This window comes from Proteus sp. G2609 (assembly GCF_963896135.1).
In the GTDB taxonomy this organism is placed as follows: domain Bacteria; phylum Pseudomonadota; class Gammaproteobacteria; order Enterobacterales; family Enterobacteriaceae; genus Proteus; species Proteus mirabilis.
Genome location: NZ_CAWQNB010000039.1, coordinates 189,524 through 204,451 on the forward strand (window position 1 = coordinate 189,524; position 14,928 = coordinate 204,451).

General features: G+C 39.2%; 24 protein-coding genes. 9 read left to right on the plus strand and 15 right to left on the minus strand.

Annotation, left to right across the window (positions count from 1 at the left end):
- Positions 1-15: 15 nt before the first annotated feature.
- The 15 genes from AACV01_RS13125 to AACV01_RS13195 all read right to left on the minus strand — a co-directional run bounded on the left by AACV01_RS13125 (position 16) and on the right by AACV01_RS13195 (position 9,415).
- Positions 16-330, minus strand: coding sequence for a Bbp19 family protein (locus AACV01_RS13125; RefSeq protein WP_004243354.1), 315 nt, complete (start codon positions 328-330; stop codon positions 16-18).
- Positions 327-1,991, minus strand: coding sequence for a portal protein (locus AACV01_RS13130; RefSeq protein ID WP_161683044.1), 1,665 nt, complete (start codon positions 1,989-1,991; stop codon positions 327-329). Before AACV01_RS13130 ends, AACV01_RS13125 begins: the two co-directional genes overlap by 4 nt.
- Before the next feature lie 9 nt (positions 1,992-2,000).
- Entirely contained in the window at positions 2,001-2,210 is a 210-nt protein-coding gene (locus tag AACV01_RS13135) for a hypothetical protein (protein ID WP_020945812.1), read from the minus strand.
- Positions 2,211-2,394: 184 nt separating this feature from the next.
- Entirely contained in the window at positions 2,395-3,876 is a 1,482-nt protein-coding gene (locus AACV01_RS13140; RefSeq protein ID WP_161683046.1) for a terminase, read from the minus strand.
- The gene (locus tag AACV01_RS13145; RefSeq protein WP_049203721.1) at positions 3,876-4,439 is read right to left on the minus strand and encodes a terminase small subunit; all 564 of its coding nucleotides are present in this window, start codon (positions 4,437-4,439) and stop codon (positions 3,876-3,878) included. The genes AACV01_RS13140 and AACV01_RS13145 overlap by 1 nt, the downstream gene beginning before the upstream one ends.
- 49 nt (positions 4,440-4,488) lie before the next feature.
- On the minus strand, positions 4,489-5,172 hold the full coding sequence (locus tag AACV01_RS13150) for a hypothetical protein (protein WP_161683048.1): 684 nt from the start codon (positions 5,170-5,172) through the stop codon (positions 4,489-4,491).
- A 28-nt stretch (positions 5,173-5,200) separates the two neighbouring features.
- The gene (locus AACV01_RS13155; protein WP_161683050.1) at positions 5,201-5,542 is read right to left on the minus strand and encodes a hypothetical protein; all 342 of its coding nucleotides are present in this window, start codon (positions 5,540-5,542) and stop codon (positions 5,201-5,203) included.
- Positions 5,535-5,894 carry a phage protein NinX family protein gene (locus AACV01_RS13160; protein ID WP_339382637.1) on the minus strand — a complete coding sequence of 120 codons (360 nt, stop codon included), beginning with the start codon at positions 5,892-5,894 and terminating at the stop codon, positions 5,535-5,537. Before AACV01_RS13160 ends, AACV01_RS13155 begins: the two co-directional genes overlap by 8 nt.
- Positions 5,895-5,915: 21 nt before the next feature.
- Complete coding sequence (locus AACV01_RS13165; protein ID WP_161683054.1) at positions 5,916-6,191, minus strand: hypothetical protein; 276 nt, start codon at positions 6,189-6,191, stop codon at positions 5,916-5,918.
- Positions 6,192-6,238: 47 nt separating this feature from the next.
- On the minus strand, positions 6,239-6,634 hold the full coding sequence (locus AACV01_RS13170) for a RusA family crossover junction endodeoxyribonuclease (protein WP_049203709.1): 396 nt from the start codon (positions 6,632-6,634) through the stop codon (positions 6,239-6,241).
- Positions 6,631-7,044: a hypothetical protein gene (locus tag AACV01_RS13175; protein ID WP_046334325.1), complete on the minus strand. Its 414-nt coding sequence runs from the start codon at positions 7,042-7,044 to the stop codon at positions 6,631-6,633. Before AACV01_RS13175 ends, AACV01_RS13170 begins: the two co-directional genes overlap by 4 nt.
- A 246-nt stretch (positions 7,045-7,290) precedes the next feature.
- Positions 7,291-8,016, minus strand: coding sequence for an ATP-binding protein (locus tag AACV01_RS13180; protein WP_161683056.1), 726 nt, complete (start codon positions 8,014-8,016; stop codon positions 7,291-7,293).
- Positions 8,016-8,858, minus strand: a complete 843-nt coding sequence (locus tag AACV01_RS13185; RefSeq protein WP_036976826.1) for a hypothetical protein — start codon at positions 8,856-8,858, stop codon at positions 8,016-8,018. The genes AACV01_RS13180 and AACV01_RS13185 overlap by 1 nt, the downstream gene beginning before the upstream one ends.
- Positions 8,859-8,868: 10 nt before the next feature.
- Positions 8,869-9,054, minus strand: coding sequence for a hypothetical protein (locus AACV01_RS13190; protein WP_004243371.1), 186 nt, complete (start codon positions 9,052-9,054; stop codon positions 8,869-8,871).
- A 139-nt stretch (positions 9,055-9,193) separates the two neighbouring features.
- On the minus strand, positions 9,194-9,415 hold the full coding sequence (locus AACV01_RS13195; RefSeq protein WP_237585030.1) for a hypothetical protein: 222 nt from the start codon (positions 9,413-9,415) through the stop codon (positions 9,194-9,196).
- 134 nt (positions 9,416-9,549) lie between these two features.
- Here AACV01_RS13195 and AACV01_RS13200 point away from each other — a divergent pair, with 134 nt between their 5' ends.
- The 9 genes from AACV01_RS13200 to AACV01_RS17885 all read left to right on the plus strand — a co-directional run bounded on the left by AACV01_RS13200 (position 9,550) and on the right by AACV01_RS17885 (position 14,924).
- Entirely contained in the window at positions 9,550-10,158 is a 609-nt protein-coding gene (locus tag AACV01_RS13200; RefSeq protein ID WP_004243373.1) for a hypothetical protein, read from the plus strand.
- A gap of 248 nt (positions 10,159-10,406) precedes the next feature.
- Complete coding sequence (locus tag AACV01_RS13205) at positions 10,407-10,568, plus strand: hypothetical protein (protein WP_004243375.1); 162 nt, start codon at positions 10,407-10,409, stop codon at positions 10,566-10,568.
- Positions 10,555-12,279 (plus strand): PD-(D/E)XK nuclease-like domain-containing protein, encoded by a 1,725-nt coding sequence (locus AACV01_RS13210; protein WP_161683058.1) that lies wholly within the window; start codon positions 10,555-10,557, stop codon positions 12,277-12,279. Before AACV01_RS13205 ends, AACV01_RS13210 begins: the two co-directional genes overlap by 14 nt.
- A 45-nt stretch (positions 12,280-12,324) precedes the next feature.
- The gene (locus AACV01_RS13215; RefSeq protein ID WP_161683060.1) at positions 12,325-13,365 is read left to right on the plus strand and encodes a RecT family recombinase; all 1,041 of its coding nucleotides are present in this window, start codon (positions 12,325-12,327) and stop codon (positions 13,363-13,365) included.
- 43 nt (positions 13,366-13,408) lie between these two features.
- Complete coding sequence (locus AACV01_RS13220; protein ID WP_109910732.1) at positions 13,409-13,666, plus strand: helix-turn-helix transcriptional regulator; 258 nt, start codon at positions 13,409-13,411, stop codon at positions 13,664-13,666.
- A 26-nt stretch (positions 13,667-13,692) separates the two neighbouring features.
- Positions 13,693-14,262, plus strand: coding sequence for a hypothetical protein (locus tag AACV01_RS13225; protein WP_135024000.1), 570 nt, complete (start codon positions 13,693-13,695; stop codon positions 14,260-14,262).
- Positions 14,263-14,317: 55 nt separating this feature from the next.
- On the plus strand, positions 14,318-14,479 hold the full coding sequence (locus AACV01_RS13230; protein ID WP_153274246.1) for a hypothetical protein: 162 nt from the start codon (positions 14,318-14,320) through the stop codon (positions 14,477-14,479).
- Positions 14,480-14,520: 41 nt separating this feature from the next.
- A complete protein-coding gene (locus AACV01_RS13235) occupies positions 14,521-14,715 on the plus strand; it encodes a hypothetical protein (RefSeq protein WP_046334322.1) in 195 nt (64 codons plus the stop codon).
- A gap of 2 nt (positions 14,716-14,717) precedes the next feature.
- A complete protein-coding gene (locus AACV01_RS17885) occupies positions 14,718-14,924 on the plus strand; it encodes a DUF7279 family protein (RefSeq protein WP_442956617.1) in 207 nt (68 codons plus the stop codon).
- Positions 14,925-14,928: the final 4 nt, after the last annotated feature.

A 14,928-nucleotide genomic window follows, 5' to 3' on the forward strand; every position in this document is an offset into this window, starting at 1 on the left:
CTGTTTCTCCCGTTGTTAAACGCTTGGTGTAGTTGCTTCATTTGCCATTTGCGCATAAAGCTCAGGGCAAACTTGGTGTAATTGATTGAAAACTTTTAACCCATAGTTACGTTCGCCCTCTCTAAATGCCATTGCATAGGGATCATTAGAAAAAGAGCTACGAAATACGCCAGAGTCAGAAATCAAACGCCAAATAACAGCACGCCCAGCTTCTGTGGACATAACCTCTTTTAGCTGTTGTTCCTCTTTCTCTTGCCTATTTTTTTGTTGAATATCGTATTCAGTGCGAGCAATTCTCTCGTCTTCATACGCATCGAATGGATGTGTCATTGAGCACCTCCACCAGCCATAGCGGACAAGGCACTATCATTATCAAGATTGGTATCACTGAGGGTTTTAGCACCATCAATAGCAGACTGCGCCATTTGCATCTGCGCCATTTGTTGTTGCTGTGCTTGTCGCTGTTGGCGTATGGCTTGTACTTGCTCATTGGTTGCAACGATAGTTGGAGAGACACCAATTGCTGATGCATAGTTATCAATAGCATCATCAGCATTAAGTTTATCTAGGGCCTCTGGCTTAACTCTTGCCAGATTGCCAACAAAGCCAGCAAAGCGTTCGATACTGCCAACACCAATCGCTTTCTGCGCCTGAGCCATTACAGAAATGTACTCAACCTTTAGATCCATTCCCTGCATTTCATCAGGTGCAATGGGAAGTAAGTTTTTATTTACTAAGATTGAGAAAGTGCGATTAATCAGTTTGTCGAGTAACTCAGAATCAAGGCGTTGCAGAACAGGCCCTAATTGCAATAGCTTCTCTTCACGCATTTCAACAACGGCTTCAATCGGCATAGAGCGCGTATTCACCATTTGCATCATGCGGAACAAATCAACAAAGTAAGCGGTATCAATCAGTTGACGGGTATCTTGAACATCTTCAAGTAGTGCTTTCAATGCTACGGGTTGAACATCAAAAATCGTTTGAATTTTATTAGTAGGATTTGCCTCATCAAGATAGTTAATGCCACCGGGTATGGTATTTACCCGTTGGTTTTTTAATGATGCTGGCACTTGTAAAGGCGGATTGGTCAGCTTATCAATTATTTGCGCTTTACGTTTTTGCATTAATTGAAGCGCTTTAGTGCCACCTAACGCCAACATGCCCGGGCAAGATGAACCATAAACATCTTCACCATTCACTTCCCAGCGTGGCGCCATAATAGGAAATTCATCATAACCAGATTCACGTAACACTTTCTCGTTATCACCCGCCACTTCAAAATAAACGGATTTAAAAGGCTTGTGCTTCGCCTCTAACTTTCCTGTTTGTCGTTCAAGGTTTGGATATACGGCATGAACCACTTCAACCCATTGACTGTACTGGCTTGAATTCCACATTGATTTAACAGTATCGCTGACGCTATCAAGCCCGAACTCCATCACCAACTGGCGAACGGTCATCGTAAACTTGCGATAGCAAACATCAACACTCAGGCTTGGGCTATTCGCAATGTAATAACTACCAAGGGGGAAATGAACGGTACGGATAATACGCTGGCTATCTTCAACAACGGCCATTGCAGCAGTGCCAAAGGTACCTAAATCGCCATACATCAACGGTAATGACTGATAGAGGTTAGAACGATTGAACACTTCGTTCATGCGTTGTTCGGTGGTTTCTAGCCAAAGTTTTACAGGACCATAATCCATTAAATCAGGATCAGGTGTTGCTAAACGAAACCAAGGACGAGCAGGACTTGTAATACCTGACATCATGCCACTGGAAAGCACCGATGAAGCCAAAGACGCCGTAGGGTCAATGATCTTACTATTACGGCGATCACCTCGATTAACATCAGATGCAGTAAAGCGCATACTACGCGGACGAGTGAAATCTGACAATTCACGCCAATGCGGTTCAAATGAGCTACGCTCTGTTTCCAACTGATTAAGTTGTTGCAGTAGCTGTTGTTTCAATGGCGTTGACATAGTCACCCCTTATTGACCAAGTAAGGTTTTACCGCTGGTGGATGCTGAACTTGTCGCACCCTGCGCACCCGTTAGTAACGTAGACTTACGACCTGCGGCTGCACGGCGACGACGCATTTCATCATCACGACTACCCGTTACTGCCGCATCTTGTTCTTGAGGTGCTGCCTGAACTGGTGGAGGGGTAGTAATTTTTGGAGTTGAGCCTAATCCGCACATAATTCACCCATATATTAAATTAACCAATATTGCATATTAAATTAATAATACATGTTATTTGACAATATTGAAAATTATAACTACCATTTTGGTTATGCAATGCCACTGCATTTTTCTCGGTATTGTTACCACGACAGCGTGCTTTACCTTAGGACTGTTTGCCCTCTACTCCAGAGGGCTTTTTTTATGCGAATGGATCGTAATCTGAATTGCTGACATTAACGCCAGAATGAGGTGAGGAATAATTTCTATCTATTTTAGTGACTGGATAGGCGAATGTCAGTGCTAGTGCGTCCGCTTTACCTGGTGAACGACCTAAGCGTTTTTTTATATCATCTTTACTTTCTAATTTTATTTTTCCGTCAAGACGAACAACATATTCAGGCGCTGATAAATCATCGGCTGTCTCTTGGTCATCAATAGCCCCGCCAATTTTAAGCCATGTCTTAACGCTGTTATACATCTCACCGCGTTTGTTTGCCATCTGTGGATCGGTTGAACTGCTGTTAAATGGCACTAAACGCCATACTCTACCCCACCCATTTCCAATTGAATGAATACCGGTACCATATCCAAAGTCAATATGAACACCATCAGCCTTGTATTGATCCTCAAAGTCAGCGATACGCTTTGCCATAACAATATCGTCTATTGTTTTAGCTCCAGTCCACAAACATTTACTAAATAAACCTTGACGTAAATAAATTACCGCATCATCAGCACCGGAGTATGCAGGGTCAACACCAATAATTACGGGAGCATGAGCAACTTCTGCCTGTGTGACAATTCGCTTCATGGCTTCATCGGTTAAACCTGTTGGAATAAACTGTAGTTCTGATGCTGATGGGAACACACCACGAACACGGACTTTAAAGAAGTCGCTATCTTCGCCGTAATCCTCTTCCCAATTTTTAATCTGCTCTTTGTTGCTACCTTCAACGGTACGGCTATCAATCTGCTTAGTATTCCAACGATGTTTAAACTTACGAAAGCACTCACGAAAGCGCCCTGTGTTACGGGTTGGGTTACCAAATGCAATCCAAATGATTTCAGTACCTTCATCCGTTAACGCCCCTTCTGCCACTTCCCATACCAGATCGGCAATATTAGACGCTTCATCAAACACGAGGATAATACGCTTTCCTTTGTTGTGAAGCCCTGCAAATGCCTCTGTATTGTTCTCTGACCACGGTACCGCATCAGCACGCCAAGCATTAGCATGATTAGGATCGTTTGAGTAGATAGCTGTCTTAGTACAAGTAAACCAATTATTGGTAAGTGATAGCCGTTGCCACTTCGCTATTTCTGGCCACGTTTTAGTACGTAGCTGATTTTCGGTGTTGGCAGTGACGACTACCTTACAATCTTCGCAGGTATCCATACCCCACTTGATGATCATTGAAATAAATGCAGATTTACCGATACCATGACCAGAAGCACGAGCAAGTAACAATGGCTGGTGGCGTGTCTTTGGATTACGCAGATGTTCACCGATTTCATTTAATGCTTCGGCTTGCCACTGACGAGGGCCATTGTATTCTTCAAGCTCTCCACCAGCTTCACCCCACGGAAATGCGTAATACGCATAACCTAATGGATCATGCGTAAATGATGCGATATCTTCAATGAGTTGCTCTTCTGGTGACTTCTGTAAAGCTTCTGACATTACTCAATGCTCCCTTGCTGAGCACGTTTACGAGCAGATGCCAACTTATCAGCCAATGATACGTTTACATCGACCTGTACTCTGTCTCTAAAGGCATTGATATCAACGTGCTTACCAATCAACTCAAGCACCTTGATTTTATCCAGCAACTTCACTTTTTTAATGCGTGTATCACCGTCAATATCAATGATATCGAATGCAGCAACACTTTTACGCCAAATAGGTGACCATTCAGATATTGGTTTAATATCGCCTTTCTCATTGAGAATATCAGCAATATCTGCATCAAGCATATCAACCAAACGCTTAAGTACATTGTCTGCACTCATCTTGGTGCGCTTATTACGCTGTTGCATAAGTTGTGCGATACGCTCTTGAATACGGGGATCAGCCATTAGCTGTGATGCGCGCTTGCAAGCACTGCCAGATGCATATCCAGCAGAGATTGCAGCATCAGTTTGATTATCGGGGGATTTGATATATTCCTGACAGAAGCGTTCCATCTTGTCGTTGATAGGCGTTGGCTGTCGTGCAGGTTTCTTTCTTGGTCTTTTGATAGTCATAATCATCACCTCTTTGGTTATTATGACTATTGAAAAGATAAACATCAAATCATGATAACTTGGCTATTTCTTTTTTTATAATCTCAAATTTGGCAATAACATTGTTATATATTGGATAGTACTGTATTTCTGGCTCAAGAATCCCAATCGCACTAATTACATCAGTCACTAAACCAAACAGGTGAAATTCTCCTTTTTTGTTCCTATCAAACATTTTTTTAAAATCAGCAATTTTCCCTTGTTTTGCATAAATACATGCGACATCAAAAAGATCTGCAAACGCATCAATTCCATTATTTATTTTTATAGCTGTAGCTAATAATTCGTTATTTTTATCAGCAAGAATTGAGCAATTAAGCATGATATCGTCACTAAGATATCTACCATTTTCATGTATCTTAAATGGCAACAACCTAAATGTATCTGGTTCGTCTCCAGGATAAATCAATCTTATTGATTTAGTTTTCTCTTTGAGATACAAACCAACACCAATAGGCTCAGTAGTTAGAATATGAAGAAAAATCAAGCATAAAGTATCAGCCATCTGGCATAACGGTACAGATTTATGGGCAAGCAATCTATTCATCGCTTCTACTTTCAATAAATTATCTGCGATATTTTTTCTTTTTTCCTGTCCTCTTTCATATAGGAAAATACCGACTGCCACAGCAACAGCGCTAGCGGATGCTAAGCTACCACTAACTGTAAACCAATCAACAGCGTGAAAACTCATAATTACTCCAAATAATTTATTTTTTTTATCATTCTACCTTTAACATCATTTCACGCCAGCCCTTTGTTACCCAACACTTAGCATCACCAGATAAACAGCATTGCTGAACGGGTAATTGTTCACCACAGCGCTCACATTTACGCTTAGATAGCTCCTCAGCTTGTCGCTTATACTCGGCATCATCTTTACGAATAAGCATCTGCAAGTATTCAACAACATCATACGGCTCACGACCAGGCATACGTAGAACACAATTACGCTGTAACATATCCAGCTCTTGATTATCCACCAGCAATTCAATCTTTGTTACGCCAAGTTCCTTTTGGCGTTTACGTTGTAGTGCCTTACGTTCAGCAGGTGATTTAGCCATTTACTATCTCCTTTGGCACATCAACTTCACCACCTAACACCACAGCGACAGTAGCGCGACAAATTGCCTCTTGAGGTGTATCACCATCGTAATAATCATCTTGTAAGTAATTACAGATAGCAGACCATGCAATTTGATAATGTCCGAAATCGTTACTCAACATCTCATTGATAAGTTCGATAGCGTAAGTCTCAATAAACTCACCACACTTTAACCAGTCGCTAGATGGGCTATATACGCAGTTATTAGCATCAACAATAAACTCTTTGCCAATACGAACATCGACGCCAACGGCTTTACCTACCGCCCAATCAAGTGCTAATCCTTTTAGTTTTGAGGTTTTAATTTTCATCATTTGCCTTTGCGTGACATGTCACGGTTGTTTGTTTAATTGAATTAACGGAATATCGAAATCTATGTGATTACCGTCAGTTAACTGTTCAAACTCTTTCTTGACTGCACTAATTACTTCACCTTCTCTATCCATAAATGCCACAGGGTTTTGTTGAGTAAATGTGAGATTTTCACGTACTACCTCATCGAGATATGTACAAATGGCATATACCTCTTCTGATGAGATATTTTCTGGCAATACAGAACCATCAAGAATGTCGTAACAAAGCCTAATAGCATCAATTTCTTGGCTCATAATTTCTTCCCAAACTTATTCAACGATTAATTAACTCAGTCACTAACTTAACGAATGGTAATAAGTTCATGATTTTCTGTATTTTCAGGTAACGTTACCCCTATCTTTCCCTGCTCACCCCAAAGCTTTGACGCGCTGATATTCCACACTCTGCAATCTTCATCAAAGATAGCGTCCATAACGGCTTTAATCAGGTTATCGACATCAGGACGTTGCTGGTGGGGTTTGCCATTCATCTCAATACGTTTCTTCTTACTCCATGATTTAGGCATAGGGATAACAAACGTTAGGTGAGCACCGCTTTCCGGTAGCGTAAAACGGTTAGCTCTCATCTCGTCACAAAAAGCGTGGTACTTAACGACAACGGGCCTTTTCTTCCATGCATCACGCTGTGTCATACGTGGTTTTGGTACAGGGTTGATATAATAAATTTGCTGTTTCATGCACGTACCGCCACCAGCATTGCGTTCATACGGTTATGAATATCGGCAATCTTTCCATGCTGTAACGGTGGTAAGCTCTTTCTGACGTAGGTTAGTGAGCCTTTCTGACAGATAACATGCTTATCCGTAGGTTTTGCTGGCTTCTTGGTCATTAGAGATGCTTCTTTTTTGATATCTAATTCACGTAGGCGCTCCATGTAATCAGGCGTTAGTTTGTAGACATACCCAATGCCAACTACCGCTTTGCGTTCTACAACGGAGCTTTCAATCAATTTAATCAGCGCATAATTGGTTGTTGAGCGGTTCTTCTTTCCCTTGAGATCAGAAGCAATTGCCGTTATCTCGTTAACTGACAATGATTTTTTATTGTCACGTAAAATATCAACAACTAAATCCTGCATAAATTTCATGTACGATAACCCTTAATAGATTAATCATTATGGTTAATATATCCAATTTGGTTATGTTTTCAAGTATAAAAAAACAGAGTTTTTAATTAAACTCATACCTACTTAAAACGCTCTCAAATCGTATATACGCTGTTTTCACTACTCAGGCACCCAATCGCATACCTACAACAAATAAAACTCACCAGTGTTTATTACGCTAAGGATTTTGATATCCAATAAACCCTATTCGATTTTTAGTTTATGAAATTACTTAACTAAACGCCGATAGCTTTGCCATGTGAAATTTATCGTTGTTGGATTTCCCATTCGGAGTCGATCTATTACTCGTTCATCCAACACTTTGGATAGTTGGGTATAATTTAGGTTTGTAAGCACTCCAACAGGCTTTTTGTTTGCTAGTCTTCGATCCACTACTTGAAATATAATTAATTCCTCATTGAGGTTTCCACGTTGCACACCCACATCATCAAGCACTAGCAAATCAACATCACACAGATCATCTATCAGTTTTGACTCAGTTGTTTTAGCATCCTTTTGATAGGTTTCACGAACCTTCATCATTATGTCCGGCAGTGTAGCGATCAGAATACTTTTCCCTTTTTGGATAATGTGGTTGCCTATGGCTGACGCTAAATGATTTTTTCCAGTACCAGGATTACCACTGAAAATGAACCCACCAAATGATTTACCAAATTGCTCAGCGTATCTCTTAGCTTTGTACAACGCTCTTTGTTGGTCTTCACATGTAACGTCATAATTATCGAATGAACAATTTTGGTGTAATGGGCTAATACCTGATCTACCCATGATTTTATTTAAACGAGCTACTCGGTTTTCATTTGCGATCCTCATTGAATCAATTTCACCCTGCTCTCGTTGCCATGCCATTAATTCAGTAGAAGTAGTAAATTTAGGTTTAATATGCTCAGGCATTATTCGCTTTAGCCTTGCTAAGGTTGATGATGCAGTCATCAGAAGTCCTCCGGTATAAACTCATCGTTCTTTTGAGGTTGAATGATCCGTTGTGGTGGTGAAACGTTTGGTTTGAATAGTCCTTGCCAGCCATTTGTAATGGTTTTGCTAATTATTTCTTCAGGTGAAAAACCTAACTCATAACACTCAGTGAGTAATTTTATTTGTCCACTGAACGTTTGTTTCGATTTTATCGGGTGCTTGATTTCCTTTCGGTACTCAATCCACTTCTCCCAAACTTCAGGATTTAGCCAATCAGGTATTTTTTCTTCCAAGATATTAAAACCTCGCTTTTGTACCGACTTTTTTTTCAAGGGGGATTTAGGGGGTTTTATATCTTGTTCTTGTTCCTGCTCCTGTTCTTGGCTTCGTAGGGTCTTCAAAGCCCCTTCCAAGCCCCTTTCATTTTTTATCGATGATTCTCTTGCAGAACTTAAATTAAAAGCATCTTTATACTTATCATAAAACATTGATAGAAATTGATTTTTAGGCTGAGAGTCATACTCTCTTTGTATACCGATACACCGGTTATCTGATGGCTTCAAAGATGATGCTATTTGATATTTTGCCATCTCGATCACCCAAACAACTTCAGCATCCTCATCATAGTGGCAAAAACCTGCTTCAATGCACCTTAGAAGCCCCTTAGAAGCCCCTTCTAAACCTAGCCCTGTTTCGTGCGCCATATAGATAATAGGTAGGTAATACATTCCGATCATATTGGCGTGAGGATTGGTTAATAAGTACATAGAGACAATAAGTGCTTCATGCCCTTTTTCTCTTATTTCCTTACCTGTTTTTCCTATCCAAAATTGTGGGGAAACTTTTCCATAGTCACGCATAAAACACCATTCACTTAGCGCTGTTAATTAATTGCTTTAACACAGAGCGATAGACTGTTGAATTTTCAAAGTTGCATTTAACGCAAACACCATTACAAACATAACGTTCAGCAACATGACCGTTCTTGCATTTCTTACCTGTAAAAAATTTTCCAAGCCCTTTTGAAGCAGCTTCTTTTCGACTAATAATCTCCATTTCAACCTCATTTGATTATGTGTATGTGCAAATGCTATCCGTTATTTTAAAATATATCAACCTAAAAAGACTTATTGGTTATCAATAAAAAATTAAGGACCACCGAAGTGATCCTTATCAATAAATAGCCTTTGAATTATTATCGAATAAAGAAATTGATTAATTGCTCTCTGGTTGTATCTGCACCGAACTCAATACAAATATCATATAACTTATTGAGTTTACTTAGTGAAGGCTTACGTTTTGCATAGCGTAGCTGATGTGATAGATACAGTTGGCTATACCCCGTTCTTTGAGAGAATACTTCTCTTTGCTTAATCGTTAAGCTATTCCAAAATTTTTTAAAGTCGAAAACTTCCATAATTTCACCAATTTGATTAACCAATAAATAATAGTAACCGTTTAGGTACTTTACCAAAAGGGTTATTTGTTTGTTTAATACACCATAACTTAATCAAATTTGTATAAAGAATAGACACCAAAGGACTTGGAGAAATGAAAAGCATTGCTGAAATTAGAAAAGATAACCTGATTTATATTATTGAACGCTACTACAACGGCAAACAAAAACTATTGGCTGATGCGTTAGGCGTAGCACCAAGTATGATCTCTCGTTACCTATCACCAAAAGATTTAAAAAGTCATCGTGAACTCACCGATCCAATGTCACGTAAAATTGAATATGTGACTAGAATTAGTAAATATTGGATGGATGTAGACCATTTAAAAGAAGGTCATGCGGAGTCAGAAAAAGAAGAATATATTCCGACCGAGATCGGAAAAATACTCTCAGATAACATCACAACATTTATGTTAAACGATGGAATAAAATCAAGAGTTAAGCTTTCTGTCGATTCAGGGCTTGCACAATCAACAGTTAACCGCATTATCAATTGTGAAGCCAGCGCCACCGCTGAAAGCATTGATGCTATTGCAAAAGCAATGGGCCGCCAAGCCTATGAACTACTGATCCCTAAAAATGATAAAGGCACTATTAACTATGATAGAAGAGCCTATTCAAAACTTCCTGCCAGCGAACAAGCTGCTATTGAAAACTTTATTGAATTTATCATTAATAAAAACCAGCCTATCTCCCACGACTAACCCTTTCCATTAAAAAGAAGTCATATACTGGCTTCTTTTTACTCTTAATAAATCATTAAATTTCATAGTGATAAAAACAAACATAACCATATTGGTGATTTATTTGTTTTTCATGGTTGACAATGGTTAATTTATGGTTATGATTGAAAGCATAAGTTAACCAATACGGTTAATTTGCTCTTTAACAATATGGATAAAAGAGACTGATTTTTTAATGCGCTCAGACATAACCAATTTGGTGATTAGCCATGATCTTTTATATCAAAGACGGTAAGCATGTATTTACCTTATCTGGCTTAAATGAGTCACAGTCATTTGACAATTTTAAAGCCGGTATTGAGTGGGCTTATGTAAGAAAGCTCGCATTACAAACAGAACAATTAGTAGGTAAACAAAATGTCAGACACTAAGCACTTAAATGTGTTGATTGCAAAAGCTCTTTTACTTAACCAAGATGTTACTGATAGCGAACAAGTAGATATGCTAACAGCTCATATCAATGGTGATATTGAAAAAGAAGAGTTTAAGCAATATGACCACTTTATTAATATCACGCTACTTGCACTTTCATTGGTTCCTGATATCAGTAGTGAACTCAGTGAAGAGCAAATCGTTAACGCTATTATGTCATTTATTGATAACCCTGATATGCGTAGCGTTCGTCATAGAGTTAATCACTTTAACTCATTAATAAATCCAAAAACCACCTCAAATGAGGTAGAAAAAAAGGAAGTACCTCAGGAAGAGGTGATTTTTAACGCCAGTAAAGATAATCAAAACGGTCAACATAAGGAGGCGGAAGATATTCCAAAGGAAGAAAATGACCAACCTGCTTATTTTGAACCTGGTCGTTATCCCGATATTCCTAACGAGGTGTATCACAGTTCAAACGGCATCAGTAGTTCGATGCTAAAAGATGCTCGTATTAGTTTGATGTATTACGAGTTACTCCATGTAACAAAAGTTATTGAGCGTGAAAATAATCGTTGTTTCGACTTAGGTAGTGCATTTCACACGTTAACAATGGAACCTGAAAAGTTTGATGCTGAATTCAGTGTTAAGCCAATTATTCCAGAAGATGCCTTTACAACAACGGAAACAATGAAGTCATGGATTGACGAATACAACAATAAGTTGCCTAAAAAGCTCTCACAAGATGAGTTAAAAGCAATTATTGAAGAACATAATGCCACTCTGACACCGCAACTTTCCACCAGCGGAAAAGCCGAAGAGCTAGGTCAGATATACATGCAGTTGCCCGATGAATTTAAAACCATCCCCGAAGATGGAAAATTCACAGGTGCCGCAATGAAAGCCTGTATCAAAGCCTATAACGATACTTTGCCAACACCATTGAAAACCTCAGGTAATACAGATGCATTACTTGAGCAGATATACCACCACATCAATCCTGAATTATATTTTGCAGAAACAAATAAACCTGAGCCACTTAGAAAACCCGTCAAGAAAGATGATCTCATGCAGGTCATTAAAGAAGTTAACCCTGATGCTGTATTTGAGGATGAAATCATTAGCCAATGGCTTAGTGACGATTCAAAAATTCATGTTCAAACCGTTGACTATGAAATGGCGAATAACATGCGTAACGCTGTTATGAACCACAAAGAAGCATCCAGTTTATTAAACCACCCTAACCGTGTATCAGAAGTGAGCTACTACGGCATTGATGAAGATACTGGCCTTGAAATTCGAGTTCGTCCTGATATCGAAATTCAAACAGAAAATAATCGATTAGGTTTTGACCTCAAATCGGTAGCACTTGGTCGATTTAAACAAGATGCCATTGAAACCATGATCCGCAAAGAAATCATTAATCGCGATTATCACATCAGTGCAGCTATGTATTGTGATGTGGCAATGCTGGATCAGTTCTTCTGGATATTCGTTAACAAAGACGAGCATTACCACTGGGTCGCTATCGTTGAAGCCTCTCCTGAATTACTTGAACTAGGTCGCGCAGAGTACAAAAAGACACTGCGTGATATCCGTGAAGCTATGGATACAGGATATTGGCCAGCACCTATCACCACTACTCTCACTATCGGTATCACTGACTTTGAGCAGAGAAAGTTAGAAGAACTGCAAAACGAAGTCGCTTAATAAAACTGCGCTTGAACAATCAGGCGCACGCTTGGAGTAAATATTATGTCAGAAGTAGCAACTCTCGAAAGAAATCAATCAGTAATGAATAACACATCATTACTTTTTAATCCTGAATCATTAGACCGCATTGTCAAATTTGCTGAGCTAATGGCATCAGGTACAGCAACGGTGCCAAGACATCTGCAAGGTAAACCATCTGATTGTCTTGCTATCACAATGCAGTCTGCACGCTGGGGAATGGATCCTTTCGTTGTCGGTCAAAAAACACATGTCATCAATGGTGTGCTTGGTTATGAAGCCCAATTAGTAAATGCAGTTATTACCAGTTCAAATGCTGTTGTAGGTCGGTTCCATTACAAATACGGTGGCGACTGGGAAAAGATTGTAGGCATGAAAGATAAACGTGATGAATCGGGTTTATTTATTGAAGTTGGTGCAATTTTAAGAGGTGAAGAAGAAATTACATGGGGTGAGCCTGTTTACCTTGCTGATGTACAAACGAGAAACTCACCACTTTGGAAAACAATGCCTAAGCAACAAATCGCGTATCTCGCTGTAAAATATTGGGCCCGTCTTTATTGCCCTGAAGTTATTCTTGGTGTGTATACGCCAGAAGAACTTGAAGATCGACCGATTAAAGACATCACCCCACCGAAAGAACGTGTAAGCATTGATGAAATCACCACTCAACAACAGCCAATCAATGATGAACCGGTAAAAGAGACTCAAGGCGAGTTTATACCTAAGTTCGATGCTGAAACCTTTAGATTAGCTATTGATGATGTTCAAACTGTCGAAGAAGCTAAAAATATTCGTGCAGAAATTGAGAACTTAAAAAATGAAATGGGGATCAACCTATTTACTGAATTAAAAAATAAAGCAGTACAGGCATACCACCGCATTGATGCACGCAATGCCCTAGAAGCTTCTATTAACTCACTTCCTGAATCTGGCTCACCTGAGGCTACCGAAGCATTTGAAAAAGTAGACAAGCTACTTAAATCAAGCAAAAGAAAACTTGGTGATGAATTATACGAGTCTTTCTCTATCACACTTGATGATATGCGCCCTGAATACCAGTGATCCTATTTAATGCGGAGCTGTATCGCTCCGCAGGAGTTTAAATATGAATATTAAATTACCTACCAACCCTATCCGTATGCCTGCTGTTTTAAAGCTAACAGGACTTTCTCGCTCAACTATTCGCACCTTAGAGAAGAAAGGTGATTTTCCAAAGCGTATGTATTTGTCGGTGCGTTGCGTGGCATGGGAGGCTCATGAAGTATATGAATGGATAGATAAGAAAGCTAAATCAAGAGAGACACCCAAGTGTTACACCGAACGTAAGCGCAATGAAGCTGGGCAGTTTGTGAGCAATACTTAAACACTGTTTTTTATAAGGAATTAATTATGAAATTGAATATCACAGTAGATTTAGATTGGTTAGAAGAAGATGGAAACATTGATGAAGAAGTTAAACATCAAATTATACAGGGTGTAAAAAGTGCAATTTCCAGGCAGTGTTTGGATAAAGTAGAAAAGAAAGCATCAGAACAAATAAATCAAGCCATCAATGATTCTATCACAGCTGCGAAAAAAGCAATTGAGAAAAAAGCGATTACATTTGCCGATGAGTGGCTAGAAAAAGAAGTAACTATTACCGATAAATGGGGTGATGTGCAAGATTGCCTTTCAATCACCGACCTTATTAAACGAACCTTTGATAATCTTCTGGAGAAGAAAGTTAATGATAACGGAAGTTTTACCGATGGTTATGGAGGTGGGACACGATTAATTACATGGCTAACAGACAAACGAGTTAAAGATGTCGTTCAGGAAAAATTAAAAGGTATCAATAAGGATATTGATCGACAAATCACAGAAGCTGTCAACGCTGGAATTCGAAAAAATGTCTCAGATAAATTCGCTGAGATGGTTGTAATGACAGCCAAGCATCAAAACGCTCTCGAACACAAGTAATCCACCGCACCAACACCAGATAACCACCCTACCCGTTTAACCAAAGGATATAACAATGAACACACCTGAGAAATTGCAGGATTTTATTTATTATTTAACTAAAGACGCCGCCCGAAATTCATTTGAAGAATGGCGGGAAGATATTGGAATTAGTTATGAACAATACGCCGAAATAAAAGAATGGTTCAAGCAATTTGATATTAAGCCATACGTTTAATTATAGGGCTCAGTGCAAGGATGCAAACGGGAGATAGATATATGAAATTGGAAGTAACCAAGGCTCAACTTGAAGCTATCAAGTCTCTTACTGATGATTGCGCGGGAATGATTGGTGGAGGATGCGAGGAAGCCGATAGGATTTGGAGTAAACATATTCGGCTAATAGATAGAATGCTACGAAAAAACGGACATGATCGCTATTTTAACTCGCAGGGATGCAATGAAGAGGAATGAATATGAGAGTAGATAAGTGTGTCTTTTATGTTTGCAGCGAAGTAACAATAGATGGGAGCGTATACTTTACTCTAACTGTTTCTGATGCGTTCAGTTATATAGAAAAAAACAAATACTTCCCAGTTAAACCAACCAAAAAGCAAATACGAAAATTCACTAAATATGTTATCTCACTCATTGAGCAACATGATGACGAAGAGAGCTGGTAAATAA

Bases quoted from the DNA above. Each gene is read 5' to 3' on its own strand.
- AACV01_RS13130 (WP_161683044.1), bottom strand. From the start codon at position 1,991: ATGTCAACGCCATTGAAACAACAGCTACTGCAACAACTTAATCAGTTG.
- AACV01_RS13180 (WP_161683056.1), bottom strand. From the start codon at position 8,016: ATGACTGCATCATCAACCTTAGCAAGGCTAAAGCGAATAATGCCTGAG.
- AACV01_RS13140 (WP_161683046.1), bottom strand. From the start codon at position 3,876: ATGTCAGAAGCTTTACAGAAGTCACCAGAAGAGCAACTCATTGAAGAT.
- AACV01_RS13160 (WP_339382637.1), bottom strand. From the start codon at position 5,894: ATGAAAATTAAAACCTCAAAACTAAAAGGATTAGCACTTGATTGGGCG.
- AACV01_RS13200 (WP_004243373.1), top strand. From the start codon at position 9,550: ATGAAAAGCATTGCTGAAATTAGAAAAGATAACCTGATTTATATTATT.
- AACV01_RS13150 (WP_161683048.1), bottom strand. From the start codon at position 5,172: ATGAGTTTTCACGCTGTTGATTGGTTTACAGTTAGTGGTAGCTTAGCA.
- AACV01_RS13230 (WP_153274246.1), top strand. From the start codon at position 14,318: ATGAACACACCTGAGAAATTGCAGGATTTTATTTATTATTTAACTAAA.
- AACV01_RS13125 (WP_004243354.1), bottom strand. From the start codon at position 330: ATGACACATCCATTCGATGCGTATGAAGACGAGAGAATTGCTCGCACT.
- AACV01_RS13225 (WP_135024000.1), top strand. From the start codon at position 13,693: ATGAAATTGAATATCACAGTAGATTTAGATTGGTTAGAAGAAGATGGA.
- AACV01_RS13145 (WP_049203721.1), bottom strand. From the start codon at position 4,439: ATGACTATCAAAAGACCAAGAAAGAAACCTGCACGACAGCCAACGCCT.
- AACV01_RS13195 (WP_237585030.1), bottom strand. From the start codon at position 9,415: ATGGAAGTTTTCGACTTTAAAAAATTTTGGAATAGCTTAACGATTAAG.
- AACV01_RS13185 (WP_036976826.1), bottom strand. From the start codon at position 8,858: ATGCGTGACTATGGAAAAGTTTCCCCACAATTTTGGATAGGAAAAACA.
- AACV01_RS13155 (WP_161683050.1), bottom strand. From the start codon at position 5,542: ATGGCTAAATCACCTGCTGAACGTAAGGCACTACAACGTAAACGCCAA.
- AACV01_RS13170 (WP_049203709.1), bottom strand. From the start codon at position 6,634: ATGAAACAGCAAATTTATTATATCAACCCTGTACCAAAACCACGTATG.
- AACV01_RS13215 (WP_161683060.1), top strand. From the start codon at position 12,325: ATGTCAGAAGTAGCAACTCTCGAAAGAAATCAATCAGTAATGAATAAC.
- AACV01_RS17885 (WP_442956617.1), top strand. From the start codon at position 14,718: ATGAGAGTAGATAAGTGTGTCTTTTATGTTTGCAGCGAAGTAACAATA.
- AACV01_RS13175 (WP_046334325.1), bottom strand. From the start codon at position 7,044: ATGAAATTTATGCAGGATTTAGTTGTTGATATTTTACGTGACAATAAA.
- AACV01_RS13210 (WP_161683058.1), top strand. From the start codon at position 10,555: ATGTCAGACACTAAGCACTTAAATGTGTTGATTGCAAAAGCTCTTTTA.
- AACV01_RS13135 (WP_020945812.1), bottom strand. From the start codon at position 2,210: ATGTGCGGATTAGGCTCAACTCCAAAAATTACTACCCCTCCACCAGTT.
- AACV01_RS13235 (WP_046334322.1), top strand. From the start codon at position 14,521: ATGAAATTGGAAGTAACCAAGGCTCAACTTGAAGCTATCAAGTCTCTT.
- AACV01_RS13165 (WP_161683054.1), bottom strand. From the start codon at position 6,191: ATGAGCCAAGAAATTGATGCTATTAGGCTTTGTTACGACATTCTTGAT.
- AACV01_RS13205 (WP_004243375.1), top strand. From the start codon at position 10,407: ATGATCTTTTATATCAAAGACGGTAAGCATGTATTTACCTTATCTGGC.
- AACV01_RS13220 (WP_109910732.1), top strand. From the start codon at position 13,409: ATGAATATTAAATTACCTACCAACCCTATCCGTATGCCTGCTGTTTTA.
- AACV01_RS13190 (WP_004243371.1), bottom strand. From the start codon at position 9,054: ATGGAGATTATTAGTCGAAAAGAAGCTGCTTCAAAAGGGCTTGGAAAA.